This is a genomic window from Nocardia terpenica, from assembly GCF_013186535.1.
In the GTDB taxonomy this organism is placed as follows: domain Bacteria; phylum Actinomycetota; class Actinomycetes; order Mycobacteriales; family Mycobacteriaceae; genus Nocardia; species Nocardia terpenica.
The window spans coordinates 764,309-784,014 of sequence record NZ_JABMCZ010000005.1; the positions used below are offsets into that span (position 1 = coordinate 764,309).

General features: G+C 69.4%; 11 protein-coding genes. 5 read left to right on the forward strand and 6 right to left on the reverse strand.

Features of this window, described 5'->3' with window-relative positions:
* Positions 1 to 317 precede the first annotated feature (317 nt).
* Positions 318 to 5,795: an ATP-binding protein gene (locus tag HPY32_RS39430; protein ID WP_067587778.1), complete on the reverse strand. Its 5,478-nt coding sequence runs from the start codon at positions 5,793 to 5,795 to the stop codon at positions 318 to 320.
* A 351-nt stretch (positions 5,796 to 6,146) separates the two neighbouring features.
* Between HPY32_RS39430 and HPY32_RS39435 the strand changes: the two genes are divergently transcribed.
* From HPY32_RS39435 to HPY32_RS39445, 3 genes are read left to right on the forward strand one after another with little or no spacing between them, the layout of a single operon-like run.
* Entirely contained in the window at positions 6,147 to 7,622 is a 1,476-nt protein-coding gene (locus tag HPY32_RS39435; protein ID WP_067587776.1) for an alpha/beta fold hydrolase, read from the forward strand.
* A 34-nt stretch (positions 7,623 to 7,656) separates the two neighbouring features.
* Positions 7,657 to 8,343 (forward strand): response regulator transcription factor, encoded by a 687-nt coding sequence (locus HPY32_RS39440; RefSeq protein WP_269456508.1) that lies wholly within the window; start codon positions 7,657 to 7,659, stop codon positions 8,341 to 8,343.
* The gene (locus tag HPY32_RS39445; protein WP_067587770.1) at positions 8,340 to 9,701 is read left to right on the forward strand and encodes a sensor histidine kinase; all 1,362 of its coding nucleotides are present in this window, start codon (positions 8,340 to 8,342) and stop codon (positions 9,699 to 9,701) included. The genes HPY32_RS39440 and HPY32_RS39445 overlap by 4 nt, the downstream gene beginning before the upstream one ends.
* 11 nt (positions 9,702 to 9,712) lie before the next feature.
* On the opposite strand, the gene HPY32_RS39450 is transcribed toward HPY32_RS39445, so the two are convergent.
* The 5 genes from HPY32_RS39450 to HPY32_RS39470 form a co-directional block, all read right to left on the reverse strand.
* Positions 9,713 to 10,828: an NsdA family TPR-like regulatory protein gene (locus HPY32_RS39450; RefSeq protein WP_156674433.1), complete on the reverse strand. Its 1,116-nt coding sequence runs from the start codon at positions 10,826 to 10,828 to the stop codon at positions 9,713 to 9,715.
* 222 nt (positions 10,829 to 11,050) lie between these two features.
* The gene (locus tag HPY32_RS39455; protein ID WP_067587764.1) at positions 11,051 to 11,623 is read right to left on the reverse strand and encodes a DEAD/DEAH box helicase family protein; all 573 of its coding nucleotides are present in this window, start codon (positions 11,621 to 11,623) and stop codon (positions 11,051 to 11,053) included.
* Positions 11,624 to 11,686: 63 nt separating this feature from the next.
* Positions 11,687 to 13,207: an L-lactate permease gene (locus HPY32_RS39460; protein ID WP_067587761.1), complete on the reverse strand. Its 1,521-nt coding sequence runs from the start codon at positions 13,205 to 13,207 to the stop codon at positions 11,687 to 11,689.
* Positions 13,208 to 13,209: 2 nt separating this feature from the next.
* Positions 13,210 to 16,116 carry an FAD-binding and (Fe-S)-binding domain-containing protein gene (locus HPY32_RS39465; protein WP_067595755.1) on the reverse strand — a complete coding sequence of 969 codons (2,907 nt, stop codon included), beginning with the start codon at positions 16,114 to 16,116 and terminating at the stop codon, positions 13,210 to 13,212.
* Complete coding sequence (locus tag HPY32_RS39470; RefSeq protein WP_067587758.1) at positions 16,113 to 17,276, reverse strand: pyridoxal-phosphate-dependent aminotransferase family protein; 1,164 nt, start codon at positions 17,274 to 17,276, stop codon at positions 16,113 to 16,115. The genes HPY32_RS39465 and HPY32_RS39470 overlap by 4 nt, the downstream gene beginning before the upstream one ends.
* A 692-nt stretch (positions 17,277 to 17,968) precedes the next feature.
* Here HPY32_RS39470 and HPY32_RS39475 point away from each other — a divergent pair.
* Together HPY32_RS39475 and HPY32_RS39480 are read left to right on the forward strand one after the other, a co-directional pair.
* A complete protein-coding gene (locus tag HPY32_RS39475) occupies positions 17,969 to 19,234 on the forward strand; it encodes a hypothetical protein (protein WP_067587756.1) in 1,266 nt (421 codons plus the stop codon).
* A 66-nt stretch (positions 19,235 to 19,300) separates the two neighbouring features.
* Positions 19,301 to 19,633: a histone-like nucleoid-structuring protein Lsr2 gene (locus HPY32_RS39480; protein WP_067587754.1), complete on the forward strand. Its 333-nt coding sequence runs from the start codon at positions 19,301 to 19,303 to the stop codon at positions 19,631 to 19,633.
* Positions 19,634 to 19,706: the final 73 nt, after the last annotated feature.

A 19,706-nucleotide genomic window follows, 5' to 3' on the forward strand; every position in this document is an offset into this window, starting at 1 on the left:
CCACGGCAAGCCCACTCAGCTCCGCAGCAAGGCCCACCCAGTCCCACAGCAAGCCCATCCCATCCGCCCCGGCGAGCCCACCCAGGTCCCGGCGTGCTTTTGGCCGGGACCCAACCGTCTTGTTCCCGGCCAAAAGCACGCCGGGAACAAGATGACGAGGCACGCCGGGACAACACGTTGAAGCACGCCGGGACAACGCGTGAGGGCGCACCCGGACAACAGGCTCAGGGCACGCCCGGACAACACGTTGAGGCGTGCCGGGAACAAGATGATGAGCCGTGCCGGGTGGGCCCGGGGTGCCAGCCCCGGGCCCGGTCCTACGACAGTGCGGACTCGATGACCGCCGCGATGCGGGGGCGGAGTTCCGAGGCGGCGATGACCGCGTCTACCGAACCGACTCGGACCGCGCGCTCGATGCTGTGCACCTGGTCGAATTCGGCGGCCAGGGCGGAAATCTGCTCGGCGCGGACCGAGGTGCGCAGTTCCGCCAGTTCGGTCGCCAGCTCGGCGCGTTTTTCGGCGTCGTCGCTGGCGGCGATGCTCTGCTCCAGGCGCTTGATGCGCGGATCGTCGGCGGTGCGGGCGTCGACCGTGCGGGCGAACACGACCGCGGCGGCGGGAGCGCCGCCGATGACCGACGCGAACGAACCCTCCACGGCGAGCACCGTCATGTTCGGGTTCAGCGCCTTGGAGAACACCACGAACGCGCCGCCGTGGTACCGGGAGATCACGCAGAACACCACCGGGCCCTCGAAATTGACGATGGCCCTGCCGATCTCGGCGCCGTACTCGAGCTGCAACCGGCGCATGGACTCCGGGGAGCCGTCGAAGCCGGACAGGTTCGCCAGCACCACCACCGGCCGGTTGCCGCTGGCCGCGTTGATGGCTCGCGCCACCTTCTTCGACGACAGCGGGAAAAGCGTTCCGGCGGTGAATGATTCGGGTCCGTCTGCGGGCGGGAAACCGTGCCGCGCGACCGGCCCGGACTCGATGCCGATCAGGCACACCGGCCGCCCGTCGATGCGGGCGTCGGTCACCACCGCCGTTTCGGCCTCGGCCATGTCGGCCCACCGCTCGATCAGCAGATGGTCCTGGTCGGAGACCGCGCGCAGCACGGGCCGGATCGAGAACGGCTTCTTCCGATCGGGATTCGCCGTCGCCGAGAAGATATCGCCGACGGTGGTGAAATCGCTGTCGGGATGGTGATGCGGGAACACCGTCACGTCGCGGGACACCGGGTCGGTGGTCGCCGCGCGGCGCGGCCCCGGCTCCCCCGGCGCGACGTAGGTGTGCGCGTAGTGGTTCAGCAGAATGTCGTGCGCGGCAGCGAGATTCGGCGCGTAGTACTGGGCCTGCGCGTTCGGGCCCATCACCCGTGCGTAACCGCCGATGCCGAAGTTGTCCTCCGCCGACACACCGCCGGAGAAGTCCAGCGACTGCTTACCGGTCAGCACCATGGCCCCGGCCGGGGTCATGATCAGGATGCCCTTGGTGTGCATGAGCATGGTGGCCTCGGCGTTCCAGTACGGCTGGGCGCCGACATTGATGCCCGCGACGATGATGTTGATCTCGCCGCCGTCCTGGGTGAACTGCACGATACTGCGCAGCGCCCGCGCCACCCAGTCCATGTTCTCGGTGCCGGAGTCCATGGAGATCCGCGCGCCCGCGGACACCGCGTACCATTCCACCGGAATCCGTTGCCGCCGTGCCTCCTCCAGCGCGGCGATGATCCGCGCGCACTCCGGCTCGGCCAGCGCGCCCAGCGCCTTGTACGGGTCGCCGAACAGCGCGATGCGGCGCACGCCCTCCGGATACAGCTCGGTCGGCGTGGACACCAGGCCCACCACGATCCCGGCGCTGTTGTGCCCGCGCGGCCGGTCCACCGCGACCAGGGCGTCGCCCTCGAGGTCCAGCTCGGTGAAGGTGCCGCCCGGCCCGCGCACCAGCTCGGTGAGCTCGTAGGGATACACCGCGCCGCGGCGGCGCACCCGCAGCACCTTCTGGTCGTAATCGTCCAGCGGCGCAAGCGGTTCCGCGGGCGGCGAGTCGACGGTCACCTGGGTGCCGCCGGTCAGGTCGTAGCGGAAGCGGGTGACCTGGAACTCGCGCGAGCCGTCCGGGCGGCGGACGCTGCCGTGCACCAGCACCTCCTCGATACCGGCGCGCACGATCTGCGGCGCGGTCGCGTGCAGCCAGTCCGCCAGCTGCGCGGGATCGACGTCGATGAGCGGGCGGATATCGAGCCACACGTGGTTGAGGTCGAGCCGGGTGCCCGCCGGGTCCAGCTCGCGGCGGGCCCGCGACAGCGCCTCGGTGCACGCGGTCAGCACGGTTTCCGCGCCGCGCACCGCGGTGATGGCGCCCTCGCCGTCGCGGACCGGTTCGAAGCGCCGCACCTGCGCCAGCACGACCAGCCGCTGATCGGCCGAATTGTCCTTGGCCACGGTGTGATACAGCAGCATGTCCGGCGGGGCGACCAGCCGCTCGAGATGGAAGTTGCGCAGCCGCCACAGGTGCAGGCGGCGCCCGATCAACGGGTGCACGCCGCGAATCACGGTGTCCTCCACCAGCCCCGCCGCGCGGCGACGGAAGGTGAGGTGCTCGAGCGGCCCGCCGTCCGGCGGCGCCAGCGCGATGGTGATGCGGCGGGCGTGCTCGGCCAGCCCGGTGTTCTGCAGCGCCTCCAGCAGGGCCGCCGACCGCTCCTCGACCGAGGCGGGCGCGTCGGGCCAGGCCAGCAGCAGGTCCATGACGGGCACGTGGTCGGCGGGGGTGGCGTCGAGCAGCTCGCGCAGCGCGGTCACCAGCTCGCCGCCGGAACCCTCCCGCAGATCCGAGATGCGGCCGACGGTGCTGACCGAGACGGTCGGCACGGTGTAGCGCGGCCGCAGTTCCAGGCGGTAGTCGGCGACGGCGAAGGCGCGCCCGGCGATGGTGTGGTCGCGGACCTGGCCGAGCTGCTGCTGGCCGTAGTGCCGGTACAGCAGCACGTCCAGCAGCGGATCGACCGGCGCCAGTTCGTCTCTGCTCAGCCGCGCCACGACGATCTCGTCCAGCGATTCCGGAATCTCGGCGATGGCGGTGATCCGGCGGGTACGCTCGGGCGATTCCGGCATCTCGGCGATCGCGCGCAGCTCACCCGGCACCTCGGCCAGCATCGCGGTGCGCACCGCCTCGGCCTCCGGCTGCACGTACCAGCGGAATACGACGCTGCGGGCGAGGTCGGCCAGCAGCGGCACGCGGGTGCCGATCACGGCGGTCAGCCGCTCCAGGCTCGCGCGGACCCCGGGCTCCTCCGGCCGCGGCTCGCCCAGCCACACCTTCAGCAGCTCCTGCACCGCCTTGGCGCTGTCGTCGAATCGGCGGCAGGCCAGCACGATTCGATACACCGCCTGCTCCAGCTCCGGGGTGCGGTCGACGCCCTGCACGCCGTAGCGGCGCAGCGCGCCCGACAGCGCCTGCCGGAATCCGGCCGACAGCGCACCGCGATTCACGTCCAGGCTGTGCAGGTAGGTGTGCAGCTGTTCGTGGCGGCTGCGGTGCGAGGACTCCTCCGGCTGCGGGGCGGACAATTCCGCGATGTCGCAGAAGGATTCGAGCAGCGCGGCCTCCTCGACGACGGGGATGCCGGTCTCGGCGACCAGGCCGCCGCGGTCGCGCAGGTAGCGCGGCAGCGCCGGGTCGGCGGCCTCGGTGTGATCGAAACCCAGGACGGCGCTGGACAGTTCGCGCCAGGCCCGCGACGCCCGCGCGGCCGCCGTCTCCTCCGCGCCCGCGTCCGGGAGCTTCAGGTCGACCGGCTCCGCGGGTGCGGCCTCGGCCGCCTCGCCGATCGGTTCCAGTTGCGCCAGCAGGGTTCCCGTAGCGACCTGGCTGCCCACCGACACCAGCAGCTTGCGCACCCGCCCGTCGAACGGGGCGGGCAGCACGGTCTCCATCTTCATGCTCTCCAGCACGAGAACCGGTGCCCCGGCGGCGATCTCGGCGCCCTCGGCGACCGGGGTCGCGACCACCAGCGCCGGTGCGGGCGCGCGCACCGCGCCGCCCTCGTCGCGGCTGACCCGGTGCGCGACACCGTCGACCTCGACCAGGTGCACGGTGCCGTGCACGGCGGTGATGATCCGATAGGTCCGCTCCCCCACCGTCAACCGGCTCGAATACCGGTCGCGGCGTTCGACGGTCGCGTCGAAGGCGGTGTCGTCGACGCCGATCCGGTAGGCCGACGCGCCGATGCGGGCCGCGGTCACCCGGTGGGTGCGGCCGGACAGCTTCACCTCGACCGCGCGCACCGGCTCGTCCAGGGCCTGCGGGCGGCCGCCGCGGCCGGTCTCCCACAGCCGGGTCCGGCGCACCTGTTCGTCTTCCTCGTATCCGGCGATGGCGGCGGCGGCCAGGGCGATGCCGGACTGCTGGGCGGCGGCCAGCCCGCCCGCGGCGCGGGCGCGGTCCACCCAGCGGGTGTCGGCGGTCGCGTCGATGACCTCCGGCGCCTCCAGCAGCGACATCAGCAGGCTCTTGTTGGTGGCGCCGCCCTCGATGACCACGGTGGTCTCGGCGACCGCGCGGCGCAGGCGCGCCAGGGCCTCAGCCCGATCCCGGCCGTAGGCAATGATCTTCGCGATCATCGAGTCGAAATCCGGGGGGATCTCGTCGCCCTCGACCACGCCGGTGTCGATGCGCACGCCCGGCCCGGCGGGCCAGCGCAGCAGCTCGATACGGCCGGGCGCGGGCGCGAAGTCGCGGTCGGCGTCCTCGGCATTGAGCCGGGCCTCCACGGCGTGGCCGCGCTCGATCGGGCGCTCGCCGGTCAGCGGCTGCCCGGACGCCACCTGCAGCTGGGCCCGGACCAGATCGATGCCGCAGGTCAGCTCGGTCACCGGATGCTCGACCTGCAGCCGGGTGTTCACCTCCAGGAAGGCGAACAGCCGCTCCTGCGGCTGGTACAGGAATTCCACGGTGGCCGCGCCGCAGTAGCCGACCGCCACCGCCAGCCGCTCGGCCGAATCCTTCACCTCGGCAATCTGTTCCGGGCTCAGCAGCGGCGACGCGGATTCCTCGATGATCTTCTGGTTGCGCCGCTGCACGGTGCAGTCGCGCACGCCCAGCGCCCAGGCGGTGCCGTGCGCGTCCGCGATCACCTGCACCTCGATGTGGCGGCCGCCGGTGACCAGGCGCTCCAGGAAGACGACGCCGCTGCCGAAGGCGCGAGCGGCCTCTTCGCTGGTGCGGGTGTAGGCCTCGCGCAGCTCGTCGGGCGAGGCGACGATCCGGATGCCGCGACCGCCGCCGCCGGCGGTCGCCTTCAGCATCAGCGGGTAGCCGATGGCGTCGGCCTGGGCGAGCGCGTCCTCCAGGGTGTCGACCGGGCCGCGGCTCCACGGGGCGACCGGCACGCCGACCTGCTCGGCCAGCAGCTTCGCGCCGATCTTGTCGCCGAGCGCGCGCATGGCCGCGGCGCTCGGGCCGATGAAGGTCACCCCCAGCCGGTCGCACAGCTCGACGAACGCCGGATCCTCGGCCACGAAACCCCATCCGGCCCAGGCCGCGTCGGCCCGGGTCGCCACCAGCGCCCGTTCCAGCACGACCGGATCCAGGTAGGGCCGCGCGGACGCCGGGCCCAGGCAGTAGCCGTCGTCGGCCTCCCGCACGAAGCTCGCGTGCCGCTCGCCATCGGTGTACAGCGCGATGGTGCGCAACGGCTCCCGGTTCCGGTGTTCGGCATTGAACTCCCGGACCGCGTGGATGAGCCGGCGCGCGGCCTCACCGCGGTTGACGATCGCGATACGCGTGAACATTGATACTCCTACCGACGCCCTTTCTGGGAAGCGTCTTCGACGACTAGAAGCTTCTTATCTCCCAGTGGCACGCGAACGCCACCCCGAGGCTAGTTGCCTCGACGGTAAGTCCGATGACCCCTGCTCATAGCTCTACGATGAACCCATTCGGCCGGTTTCGCCCCTCGGAGCGTGCGGATTGGATAATCCCCCAAGAGATACATACCACTCTTGCCGAGCCCAGACACCGAACCGACCGGTCCGACACTCTTCTTACTTCCCTTTGCCTCCGCTCTCGCGAGCCTCTGACATCGCCCTCCGACGATCGTCGGGAGCGTCCGGCAGGGGCCGGGCGTGGCGAAGGGAGTCGGTATGCGGATGTGGACGAAGACGGTCGGGGTCGGGCTGGCGGTGTTGCTGGCCGCGGGGCTGGTCGGGTGCGGGGAGGACGCCGCGCGGGGGCCGCGGTGGTGCCCGGAGGTGGCGGGGCATCGGGTCGAGTGCGGGGTGATGGCGCGGCCGCTGGTGGACGGGAAGCCGGAGTTGGGGTCGGTCGAGGTCGGGTATGCGATGGTGCGACACGCCGGGACCGGGGCGGCGGCGGGGACGGTGCTGCCGAATCCCGGCGGGCCCGGGGTGCCGCTGATCTCGCGGGCGGCCGAGGCGGTGCAGGTGGCGGGGGCGCTGCTCGGCGATCACGATCTGCTGCTGATCGATCCGCGCGGAACCGGGGTGTCGAGCCCGCTGAACTGTGGGGTCGGCAATGACGAATTCCAGTACGGCACCAGGGAACAGCAGATCGAGGCGGTCGGGCGGTGTGGTGCACAGCTGGGGCCGCGCGCCGCGGGCTACACCTCCGCCGCCACGGTCGACGACTTCGACGCCGTCCGCGAGCGGCTCGGGATCCGAAAGCTGGTGCTGTACGGGATCTCCTACGGCACCTACCTGCTGCCGGTGTATGCGCAGCGCCATCCCGAGCACGTGCGGTCGATCGTGTTGTCCGGGGCCTACCCGCCGGACTTCGATCGCCTGCAGCGCCCCAATGCCGAGGCGGTATCGCTTGCCCTGCACAGGATCTGCGAGCGCAGCAGGGCGTGCGACGGCGACACCGCGGTGGCCGACCTGCGCGCCGTGGCCGCGCGGCTGCGCGCCGAGCCGATCCGCGTGGCGGGTCCGCATCCGATCCTGTTGACCGAGGGCGAATTCGGGAATCTGGTGTTCGAGACCGGCAGCACGAACGTCGGTGCCGACCCGCAGGCCATGACGCCACTGGGCATGCTGCCCGCCGCCCTGCACGAGGCGGCACGCGGAAACGATGGTCCGCTACGGGAATTCACCGAGCGGGCCGCGAGCGAACCGGCCTACGAGAACATCGATCTCTATATCACCGTGGCGTGCAACGACTATCCGACCCTGTGGGCGCCGCAGGCGTCGCTCGCCGAGCGCGAGCGGCAGTACCGGCGGGCGGTGAGCGGCGTCGAACTCGGCGCGTTCAGCGGGGAGGGTTTCGGCGCGGCGCAGCGGGACGGCGGGGAGGTGTGTGTGCGCTGGCGCTCGGCCTCGCATCCGCGGCCCGATCAGCTCACCGCGCCGCTGCCCGATGTCCCGGTGCTGGTGCTGTCCGGCGATCTCGACGCCATCACCCCGGACGCCAATGGTGAGCGGGCCGCGGCTCGCTTCCGGCACGCGCGCTTCGTCTCGGTCCCGAACACCGGGCACGTGCCCGACCTGGAGCCCAGCGGTTGCGTGGTCGGCATGATCGAGCGATTCGTGCGGACCGGCACGCCCGGGCCCACCGAGTGCGTGGCCGCCCTGCCGCCGATCGCCGTGACTCCGGTCACGAACTGAATGGTTGACCGAAATGTCCGGTGAGAATGGCGCGGTGACAGATCAATCCGCGACGGTGCTGGTCGTCGAGGACGACGCCGGTGTGCGCAGCACCCTGGACCAGCTGCTGCGTTTCGAGGGCTATCGGGTGCGGCTGGCCGACGACGGCCAGCATGCCCTGGAGATCCTGGCCGAGGAGCGCCCGGATCTGGCGGTGGTGGATGTGGTGATGCCGCGACTGGACGGGCTGTCACTGTGCCGGATGCTGCGCCGCCGCGGCGATCGGCTGCCGATTCTGGTGCTCACGGCCCGGCATCAGGTCGGCGACCGGGTTGCCGGGCTCGACGCCGGGGCGGACGACTATCTGGCCAAACCGTTCGCCACCGAGGAGTTGCTGGCTCGCCTGCGGGCCCTGCTGCGGCGCAGCGCGCCCGAGGACGGGCCGCTGCTCACGGTCGGCGATCTGACGCTGGACCCCGCGACGCGCGAGGTGCGTCGCGGGGGTACCCCACTGGATCTGACCCGCACCGAGTTCGACGTGCTGGAGCTGCTGATCCGCAATCAGCGGGTGGTGCTCACCAGAAGCCGTATCTACGAACACATCTGGGGCTACGACTTCGACACCGAATCGCGGTCGCTGGATGTGTACATCGGGTATCTGCGCCGCAAGACCGAGGTGGGCGGCGCGCCGCGCCTGATCCACACCGTCCGCAATGTCGGCTACACCATCAAGTCGCAATGATGTTGCGCGCCAAGCTGACCCTGGTCGCGGTGGGCGCGGCGATCATCGCGATCCTGGTGACGGTGGTGACCTCGTACCGCACGGTGAGCCCGCTGGTCGGCACCCAGTTCGACCGCGGCCTGTCCGACCGCGCCGACGCCGTGCTCGCCCTGCTGGACACCGACCATCCGATTCCGGTGCGGCCGGACATGATCGAGCAGCTGCTGCTGCCGGACGGCACGGTGCGGCCCCTCGATCCGGGCCGGAAACCGTTGCCCGTCACCGAGACCGAGCGCGCCGTCGCCCGCGGCGGCCAGGCCAGCGCGGAGCGCGATATCGTGATCGACGGCCACGAGTACGGGCTGCTGACCCGGGCTCGGCCGGGCGGCGGCGCGGTGATGGTGAGCCAGAGCTATGCCGACGTGAATCGCGTCGATCACGAATTCGTCTGGCGCACAGCGGCAATCACCGCTGCGGCGATCTGCGCGGCGGCGGTGTTCAGCTGGCTGGCGGCCGGGGGTGTGCTGCGCCCGATCCGTCGCCTGGTCACCGTCGGCGAACACATCGCCACCACCCAGGATCTGGCCGCACCGCTGCCGCCCGCGGGCCGCGACGAGGTCGGCCGACTGACCCGAAGCTTCGCGACCATGCTTGCCGCACTGCGATTTTCGCGCGCCCAGCAGCAACGCCTGATCCAGGACGCCAGCCACGAACTGCGCACCCCGCTGACCTCGGTCCGCGGCAGCGCCGAACTATTACAGCGCGCCCACGGCCGCCTCGCCCCCAACGACGAAAACCGAGTCCTGGCCACCCTCGTCGGCGAGGCCACCGCCCTGGACGCCCTCGTCCGCGAACTCGTGGACCTGGCCACCGACCAGCACACCGCCGAGGACACCGCCGCCGTCGACGTGACCGACCTGCTCGAGGAATGCGCCCAACGCTCCCGCCGCCGCACCGGCCGCCCGATAACCGTCACCGCCGCCCCACTCACCATCGAAGCCCGCCCCCGCGCCCTGGCCCGCTGCATCGATAATTTGCTCGACAACGCCACCAAATACAGCCCCGACAACACATCCGTCCATATCGATCTCACCGGCACCACCGTCACCGTCCGCGACCACGGCCCCGGCATCGCACCCGCCGACCAACCCCTCGTCTTCAACCGCTTCTACCGCGCCAACCCCACCCGCACCACCCCGGGCACGGGCCTCGGGCTGGCGATAGTCGCGGACATCGTGTCCGCCCACGGCGGTCTGGTCTTCGCCAGGAATCATCCAGACGGCGGAGCGGAGGTGGGGTTCCAGTTGCCGAGCGGGGAAAAGCCATCGGCGCACAGGCTTCCGTGGAAACGCCGCCATATCACCACTCACCCGAGGTAGGTGCACATCCGTCATTCCGGCACCCAGGGGTTTCGTGTAGCGGCCTTCGATCGGGCCTGACGCAGTTCCTCGCCGAGCGCTGAGATGGCATTGTTCGTGGACCATTTGAGCGACATCTCACGATGAAGCGTTCGGACGAACTCGACCAATCTGGAGGCTTGGGTTGCGACTCCGACTCGGAGGGCGGCCGATGCTTGTCGGGCAGCGGCTTCGGGTTCTCCGGTACCAGCGAGGGCGCAACCCAACTCTGCGACGTACCACGTCGCCCACTCGGAGGTGAGAGTGTCGGGATCGAAGCCGGCTATGCCTCGACCGAGTGATACGACGGCCTTATCCCATTGCCGGGCCAAGCGATAGGCCAAGCCGCGCTGCATCTCGATGAACGAATCGGAGTAGAAGTACTGCGCGTCCGGTCGGTCCGGGTCGCCCCTCGCTATCAATTCGGCGGCTCGGTCAAGTTTGGCTTCCATCGCGTCCAGGTCGCCTTCGATGGCAAGTCCACGGGCTTCCTGCTGAACAGCCAGCGCGAGAACGGTATTACTGAGTCCGCTACCGTCGCGCTGCGCGGCACGAGACAACCCGATCATGGGGCCGATCTCGCCCACCATCCAAGCGACATGCCCGCGCATCGAAAGCGCGGTGGAGACCATATCCCGGTCCCCACCCTCGGTAGCCAGTTCGAGCGCACCTCGATAGTGATGGACCGCGGCACTGTGGTTTCCGAGGTTGGCATTGAGCCACCCCGAGAACTGTTGCCAACCAGCAGCGGCATTCACGATTTCGGTGCGTACCGATCCGCGCGCATCAACAGCGAGCGCAGCGGCAATACGAGTCTGTCGAATCGCCAACGGCAGAACACGTTTCGACCCGACACGATCCTCCAGCCGTCGGGTATCCGACAACAGCCCTTCCAGATCCCGGGCCAGCGCACTATCGATGTAGCGCCGTTCCGTCAGAGCAGATTTCTCCCGCAGATGCAGTTCAGTCGATCGATCGGCGTCGATCTTGCCGCTGATCACATTCTCGAAATTCGCCAAGAGTGAGCCCTCCGAGCCGAGAATGCGATCAAGTTCGCGAACAATGTCGATCGAGGGCAGCTCGGCTCCAAACGCCTCCCACTCTTCCATCCAGCCCTTCCCCAACCCTTGCTGAGCAGCGTTGCAGCAACACCCGAATGCTGGCCCCGTGGCCACGGTGCAACGGTACCGCGCATCCCTCGGTCATAGGAGGGTTCCGACAGCCCCCGATGCCGGTGAGTGCCCTCGCCGATCGCGGTGGTGAGCACCTTGTTCAGTGAAATGTATTGATCGTCAGTTAATTTGAACCCGGCGTACCGGACGAAAGGTGATTCAGCGTTCGATGCCGGGCCAACCGGCGAGACGCATGGCTTCTCGGGCGGTGTCTGCGGCCGAGCGGTTCTGGTTGTTCACCACGTGGTCTTCGACAGCGGCAGTAGCCAGCTTATCGACAAGGTATTCGGCCATGTCCAGGTACCACTGTGGGTCACGGCCGGATTCGCGGGATCGGATTCGTGACTGCACTTCACCGAGGTCGGCGGTGAGCCTGATCACCGTGATCTCGGCACCGGGCACCGCCTCCGCAATGGAGCCCAGTAGACTGCGGTGTTCCAGAGTCCGGCTGAGAACGAGCCGCTCGGCACCCGCCCGCCGGAAGTTCTCCCACATACAGGCCAAATTGGCATGCACCAACCGCTCGTTCCACCGATCATCTGCGGGCCGAGGCGAACACGCCCCGATCACCGCGAGATCCACCATCGCATGCGGAACACCAGCCTCCTCCAGCAGCCTGTCCGCCTCCAACGCAACGGTCGTCTTCCCAACCCCGCACGGACCGGTGAAAAGCAGGACCGGCACCGCGGGTGGTGCGTTGAGTTCCAATTCGATCGGGTCGGGTTCTGTCATGGCTGGATCATTCAACGACCACTTCGGCTGGCTGTCAACGACCGAGACCCCCAGAAACCGCACTCACGTCATCACAGTCGCCAACACCCACACCATCGCACACAGGATCGCCAGCAGCAGCAAACTCCAGCCGAGTACTTTCCGAAGCAGTTCGCCCTCATTGTCGGGTAGCCCCACCGCACTCGAAGCCAAAGCCAGATTCTGTACGGCGACAGCCTTTCCCAGTACGCCCGCCACGCTGTTGGTGACGGCCATCAGGTGGGGGGAGACGCCGACGCTGTGGGCTGCGGCGATCTGCATGGCGCCGAAGAGGGCGTTGGATGAGGTGTCCGAGCCGGTGAGTGCGACGCCGAACCAGCCTATGGCGCCGGAGAACAGGGCGTACCAGGGTCCTGCACCGGCCGCCCATTCACCGAGCGCCAGCGCCATGCCGGATACGTTCATGACGTAGGCCAGCGCGAGTACGGCTGCGATAGCGACCATGGCCCAACGGATCTGGAGCACCGCTTGCCCGTAGGATCGGATCGCCGTCCGGGCCGATACCCGCAGCGGCGCAGCCGTGAGGACACCGGTGACGAGCAGGATCGTCCCGCTGGAGTTCAACCACTCGAAGTCGAAAACCGCCAGCCGACCGGCAGATTCGGACAACCCTGGCCATCGGAAGGAGAAACCCACCTCGTTCGCCAACCATTTCGCCGGTCCCACGAAGGTCACCACCGCGAACAACCCCACCAGAATCGCGTAGGGCGCGAAGGCAAGCACGATGTCACGTCGCGAATCCCGCACCGGCACCGTCGATTCCCGCTCCCCCGACGGGCTCCAGAAGTGCAGCAACAGCATCAGCGCCACGGTCGACCCGAGTGCCGCGCCCAGGTTGGTGAGCTGATAGGTGAAGAAGTTCGAGAACAGCAGCTGTCCGCCGCCGAACCCGATGCCCGCCACCAGCGCCGCGGGCCACAGCTCCCGTAAACCCTTGCGCCCGTCCAGCAGTAGGAGAAGCACGAACGGGACGAGCACAGCCAGCACCGCGGATTCTCGCGCCGCCGTGGCACCCAGTTCATCGGCCGGGTAGGCGGTCACCTTCGCCAGGGTCTGGATGGGGTTGCCCACCGAACCGAACGATGCCGGAGCGGTATTCGCGAACAGCGCGATGACCGCGGCGCGCACGGGGGTGAAGCCGAGCGCGGTGAGCATGACCGAGGTGACCGCGATCGGGGTGCCGAAGCCGGAGACCGATTCGATCAGCGCCCCGAAACTGAACGCGACCAGCAGCGCCTGAATCCGCACATCGCCCGACACCGCGCAGAATGTCCGCCCGATGACATCGAAATATCTGGTGGCGCGTTGTAACTTGTTGAGCCACACCGCATTCAGAATGATCCACACGATCGGGAACAGGCCGAACGCGGCGCCCTCGGCCGCGCTGCTGAATGCCTGCCCGGCGGGCAGACCGAAGACGGTCACGGCGAGCAGCAGCGCGATCGCGAGGCCGATGAGCGCGGCCCGGTAGGACCGCATGCGCAGCCCGCCGAGCAGAACCAACAGCGCCAGCAGCGGAATCGCCGCCAGGAGTGCACGACCCATGACTACACTCCGGACCGGTCGAGCGCCCGCAACACCAGTTCCACCGGATGGGCGGCGGAACGCCCTGTGCCGTGGGCGATCTGCTGCCGACACGACACCCCGGAGGCCACGATCACCGTATCGTCCGACGCCGCGTCGATCGCGGGGAACAACCGGTTGCCGCCGATGGTCATCGAGACGTCGTAGTGTTCGGCCTCGAAACCGAACGACCCGGCCATACCGCAGCAGCCCGCGTCCAGCTCCCGCACCGTCACCCCGGGGATCTTCCGCAGCAGCGCCACGGTCGCGCCGGTGCCGACCGCGGCCTTGAGATGGCAATGCCCGTGGTACAGCAGCGATTTCCCGGCCAGCGGCGAATCCGCGCGCAGCCGCAGGCGACCGGCGTCGATCGCCTCCGCCAGCAGCTCCTCGACCTGCCGCACCCGTCCGCCCACGCGTGCGGCCGCCTCGTCACCGGGCAGCAGCCTGTCATGGTCGTCGCGCAGCATCATCAGGCACGACGGTTCGATACCGACGATCGGCGCATCCCGATCCGGCCCCTGCGACAGCGCCGACACCAGCCCGGCGGCCGATGCCGCCGCCTGATCCAGCAGACCCTTCGACATGGCCGCCCGACCACAGCAGCCACCGGACTCCAGCCGCACCCGCCACCCGGCGAGTTCCAGTAATTCGATGGCCGCCTTGCCGATTCGCGGTTCGGTGAAGGTCACGAAGGAATCGGCCAGGAACACCGCCGTGCCTGCCGATGCCGTCTCGTCCCACGCGCCACGACGCCGGAACCAGCGAATCAGATTGTCCCGCTCGAAGATCGGCAGCGGACGTTCGGGAGCCAGCCCGACCGCCCGCGCCATGAGCCGCCGCACCGGGTCGAATCGCAGCGGCAGATTGGCGACCGGCGCGGTGGCCGACCCGAGCCGATTCAGTCGCCGCACCGCACCGAAGATCCGCGACCGCACCGGCACCCCGTGCCGATCATGATGGCGGGCAAGGGTTTCCGCCTTGAGCGTGGCCATATCCACCGACAGCGGGCATTCGCTCTTACACGCATTGCACATCAGGCACAGATCCAGGATCTCGTGCAGCCGCTCGTCGCCCAGCGCCGCCGCGGGATCCGGCTCCGACAGCGCCTTCACCAGTGCATTGGCCCGGCCGCGCACGGAATCCTGCTCGTTGCGGGTGGCCTGGTAGGACGGGCACATGACACCGGCGTCGGTCTTGCGGCACAGGCCGATATTCATGCAGCGGTCCGCCGCCGCCCGCATGCCACCGACCACCTCGAAGGACAGCCGAGTAGTGATCTCGACGGCCGGCGGCAGCGCGCGGTCGCGCAGATTGTCGGTCATGGCGGGCGCGTCCACGATCTTCCCGGGGTTGAGGATATTGTGAGGGTCGAAGAGCCCCTTGACCTTTCGCATGGCCCCGTACAGCTCGTCACCGAAGATCTCCCGGTTGAACTCGCTGCGCGCCAGGCCGTCGCCGTGCTCGCTGGAGTTCACCCCGCCGTATTCGGCCACCAGATCCTTGACCCGCTCGGCCACCGCGCGCATCGCGCGCACCTGCGCCGGATCGGTGACGTCCACGAACGGCCGCACATGCAGGCAGCCCACCGAGCAGTGCCCGTAGAACCCGGCCTCGAGACCGTGCTCGTCGAGGATCTCCCGGAACCGAGTCGTGTACTCCACCAGGTGGATCGGATCCACCGCGGTGTCCTCGACGAAGGCCAGCGGGCGGTTGGTGCCGCGCCCGGCCGCCATCAGCAGACCCAGACCGGATTTGCGCACCTTCAGCAGCAGGCCCTGCTGCCGCGGAGTGACGGCCCGCAGCAGGTGATATCCGTGGCCGTGCGCCCGCCACAGCTGCTCCAGCTCGTCCAGCTTCGCGCTGAGCTCGCCCTCGTCGTCGCCCGAAAAACTCACGAACAGCAGGGCTTCCGGGTCGCCGTCGAGAATCGCCGACAGCCCCGCATACTCGTGCTTGCGGCGCGCCAGATCGAGGATGGTCCTGTCCATCAGCTCGACCTGCTCCGGGCCGAGGGTGAGCGCGTCGGTGGTGGCGGCGATGGCCGCCGGGACCGAGGCGAAGTGACCGACGGCGATGACGGTGCGCGCCGGTTTCGGCACCAGCCGCACCACCGCCTGCGTCGCCACCGCCAGCGTACCCTCGCTTCCCACAACGAATTTCGCGAGATCAAACGGCCCGTCGCCGGTGAGCCGCCCGAGCTGATACCCGCAGGACTGCCGCCAGAACTTCGGGTAGTGCGTGGCGATGGCGTCGGCGTGCGCCGCGACCAGCACCGGCAACTCTCGATACAGGCTGCCCGCCAGCGTCGGCTCCGCGGCCAGTTCGGCCCGGCGCGACTCGTCGACCGGTTCGAAATGGGCTCGGCTGCCGTCGGCGAGCACCACATCCATGGCCAGCACCTGATCGACGGTGGAGCCGTACACCAGCGACCGGCTGCCGCAGGAGTTGTTGCCCAGCATGCCGCCGATGGTGGCCCGATTCCCGGTGGAGGTGTCCGCACCGAACATCAGCTTATGCTGCGCCGCAGCATGATTCAGCTGATCCTGGACGACTCCCGCCTGCACCACCGCGGTGCGGCCCACCGGATCGATCGCGAGGATGCGGTTCATGTGCCGTGAAAGGTCCAGCACCAGACCGGCTCCCACGGTCTGCCCCGCGAGACTGGTGCCCGCGCCGCGCGCGGTCACCGTGACCCCGTGCTCGCCCGCCAGCCGCACGGCGGCCGCCACATCGTCGGAATGCGCGGGGAAGACTACGCCGACCGGCTCGATGGCATACATGCTCGCGTCGCGCGCGAACAGCGCCCGCGTGTAATCGTCGAAGCCGATCTCCCCGTCGAGTTCCGCGGCGAGCGCCGACCGCAGCGCCGCGATATCCGAATTGCTCATGCCCCCAGCACCTCCCACGCCTGCGCCAGCCCGCGCGGGTCGATCGGCACCCCGGCCGAACGCAGCCCGAGTTGGACGCCGACCAGCGTGCCCGCGAGCATCAGATCGTTGAAATGCCCGAGGTGCCCGATGCGGAACACCTTTCCGGCGAGCCTGCCGAGTCCCGCGCCGAGCGACATGTCGTAGCGGTCCAGGATCACCTGGCGCACCTTGTCGGCGTCGTAGTCGTCGGGCAGCAGCACCGCGGTGAGCGAGCCGGAGTATTCGCGTTCGTCGGCGCACAGCACCTCGAGCCCCCAGCCGCGCACCGCCGCCCGGGTGGCCGCGGCGTGGCGGGCATGCCGGGCGAACACCGCGGGCAAACCCTCCTCCTCCAGCATGATCAGCGCCTCACGCAGGCCGTAGAGCAGGTTGGTGGCCGGGGTGTAGGGGAACGAGCCGTTGCGGTTGGCCCGCAGGATCGGCCGCCAATCCCAGTAGGAGCGGGCGAGTGTCGCGTGCTCGCTCGCGGCCAGGGCCTTGTCGCCGACGGCGTTGAAGCTCAGTCCCGGCGGGAGCATGAGCCCCTTCTGCGAGCCCGCCACCGTGACGTCCACGCCCCATTCGTCGTGCCGATAGTCGATGGACGCCAGCGACGAGATGGTGTCGACCAGCAGCAGCGCCGGATGTTCGGCCGCGTCCATGGCCGCGCGAATCTCCGGCACCCGGCTGGTCACGCCCGTCGACGTTTCGTTGTGCACCACGCAGACCGCTTTGATCGCATGATCGGCGTCCGCGGCCAATTTCTCGTGGGCCGCCACCGGATCCGCGCCGTGCCGCCAATCACCCGGCACGAAATCCACCACCAATCCCAGCCGCTGCGCCATCTCCTGCCACAGCGTCGCGAATTGCCCCGTCTCGAAAGCGAGGACGGTGTCGCCCGGGCTCAGGGTGTTCACCAGCGCCGCCTCCCACGCCCCGGTGCCCGACGCCGGGAAGATCACCACCGGCCCCTCGGTGCCGAAAACCGGTCGTAGCCGGTCGAATAGCTCCAGGACCAGCGTTGGGAGTCGAGGGCCCCGATGGTCGATGGTCGGCGCCGCGATCGCGCGCAGCACCCGATCCGGGACATTCGTCGGCCCCGGAATCTGGAGAAAATGACGACCAGTGGAATAGCTCATCGAGAGCTCCTCTCCTTACTTCTTCGTCATTCCGGCGTGCTTTTGGCCGGAATCCAACGAGAGATCCCGGCCAAAAGCACGCCGGGATGACGAGGGGACCCACGCCGGATGACGAGGGGACCCACGCCGGATGACGGGCGTCACGAAACGCCGGGATGACGAAATGTGGTGGACCGGCGGCGACGCCACACCGATCCGTCGAAATCCGAATGACGGAAACGACATCAATGAAGTTAGATCGACATCGATAATCGCGGAAGTGGTTGGGAGCGTTTAATCCTAACGCGGAGCACGATGGTCGCGGCGGCGCCGACCGCCGGGTGCCCGACGATCGACTCGCGAGCCGATGCGGTGACCGCCCCGGGCCGCGCCCGCCGACGACGATAGGGGTTCCGACGCGCCCATGGACGCCACGCCGACGAGGCCAACCCCTCCCGCCCCGGCAAGGTCGGGAGGTTCCTCGCAAACCGCCCGAAATCCGCGCCCGCGAACCGGACAGATCCCGGGACCGGCGGTACCGACGGGGCGGTGATTCGAATCCTTAACAATCCCTTGAGAATCCACTCGTCGCAATCATTCCTCCCATTTGCGCGGAGATGTCAGAATCAGCACGAGAAGTCGGGTGTTCCGGACACGGGAAAGCCGTCTGGGCACCCGTGTCCGCCTAGCCAGGACAGGAACCGCGAGCAGGGATGAGCGACCGTAAGCGTGGCCACCGCCCCGGGCCGATTCGCTGTGCCGCAGCCGGCCTCGGCCGATTTCAGATCGAACAGTGGAGCGGCACCCCCCACGTCGATTCCGATCTGGCCCGGGGGGCGCTGGCGGAGCTACTGGCGGTCGCACCGCCCGGCTGGCAGCGCATGGAGGCCACCTTCGCGCTGACGATCATGACCGAGTCCGCGCGCGCGATGTTCACCGTCCGCGGGCGGGCGGTGCAGGTCGAGGTGCCCCCGCTGGTGGTGGCGCGGGTGCGGCGGCTGCGATCGCAGGCGGCGACCTCCGAGGCCGGACCGTGGTGGCGGCTGCTGGTGCGGGCGGAGGCCGCCGGCAGCATCGAGGTCGAATACGACTACGGCGACGAGCCCTTTCCCGACGGCCCGCTGTTCCCGCCCGAGGCGTACCGGGCCGACGTGGCCGCCTATCCGCGCCCGCTGTTACCGATGTGGCTGGCCGCGTACATGTTCCACGACGGCCGCCAGCAGCGGACACCGGAGCGGGCCGCGGCCGCGGTGCGCGCCGACCGCGCCGCCGGATTACGCGCGGCCGTCGCCGACAGCGAGCTCCCCGGGCTGCCGCAGCTGTGGGCCCGATGGGTGACGCTGGCCGCCGCCCACGTGGCGGTGGGGTCCGCGCGGGGGCCGCGGCTGGACGACGCGGTGGCCTGGTTCGAGAGCGGCGGCGACACCGCCAGCGGCTCGACGCTGTTCGTGCGGCCCGACGGCACGGCCGTGCTGTCCGGCGGCGTCTGGAACGCGCCCGCGCTGAACGCGGCCTACACCGGCGGCCTGGAGCTCCCGAATCTGTATGCGGGAGCGCCGGATTGGGTGACCGACGAGGTGCTGAACCAGCGCGCGTCGACGGGCCTGCTGTCGTTCTGCTTCTGGTGGGACGGTGAGCGCTGGTATCGCGGGGAGTCGCCGTCGGTGCTGCAATGCGGCGCGGCGCTGCCCGATATCTGGGCGGCCGAGACCGTCGTCGAGACCATCGCCCGGCTGACCTCGCCGCGCTCCCCCGCCACCTCCCGTCCCGCGGCGGCCCGGCTGCTGTGCGCGGTGCGCCGCGGCGACCTCAGCCGCGACGCGATGGTGGCCGCCTTCGGCGCGGACAGCGATATCGACGCCGCCTGGCAGCAGGTTTCGGTCGGCGGCCCGGCGCTGCGGCACTCGACGAGCGTGTGGGAGGTGCACGGCGCGGGCGCCGGCGGCGGGCGCGTCGGGCCGTCCCCGGGCGGTGCCTGAACAGCCGCGCAGAGCTGCGGATATGATGCCATCGACATCAATCCCGTTGACTGCGAAGGGAACCCAATGGCACGCAAGGTTGTCGTCACCCTGATCGATGATTACGACGGCAGATCCGAGGCGGAGGAGACGGTCACCTTCGCCCTCGACGGCGCCCAGTACGAAATGGATCTATCCGTCAGCAACGCCGGTGAACTGCGCACCTTCTTCGAACAGTGGACCCCCCACGCCCGCAAGGTAGGCCGCACCACCACCGCCAAACCCCTCGCCAAACCCGCCGTCGACCGCGAACAGTCCGCCGCCATCCGAACCTGGGCCCGCAAGAACGGCTTCGACGTCTCCACCCGCGGCCGCATCCAGTCGGAGGTCATCTCGGCCTACCAGAAGGCCAACGCCTGAGCTGACCTTCGAGTGGTGGTACGCGAGCTTCGCTGACACACTCTGTGGTTCGGAACGAAGTTCGAGAAGGGGC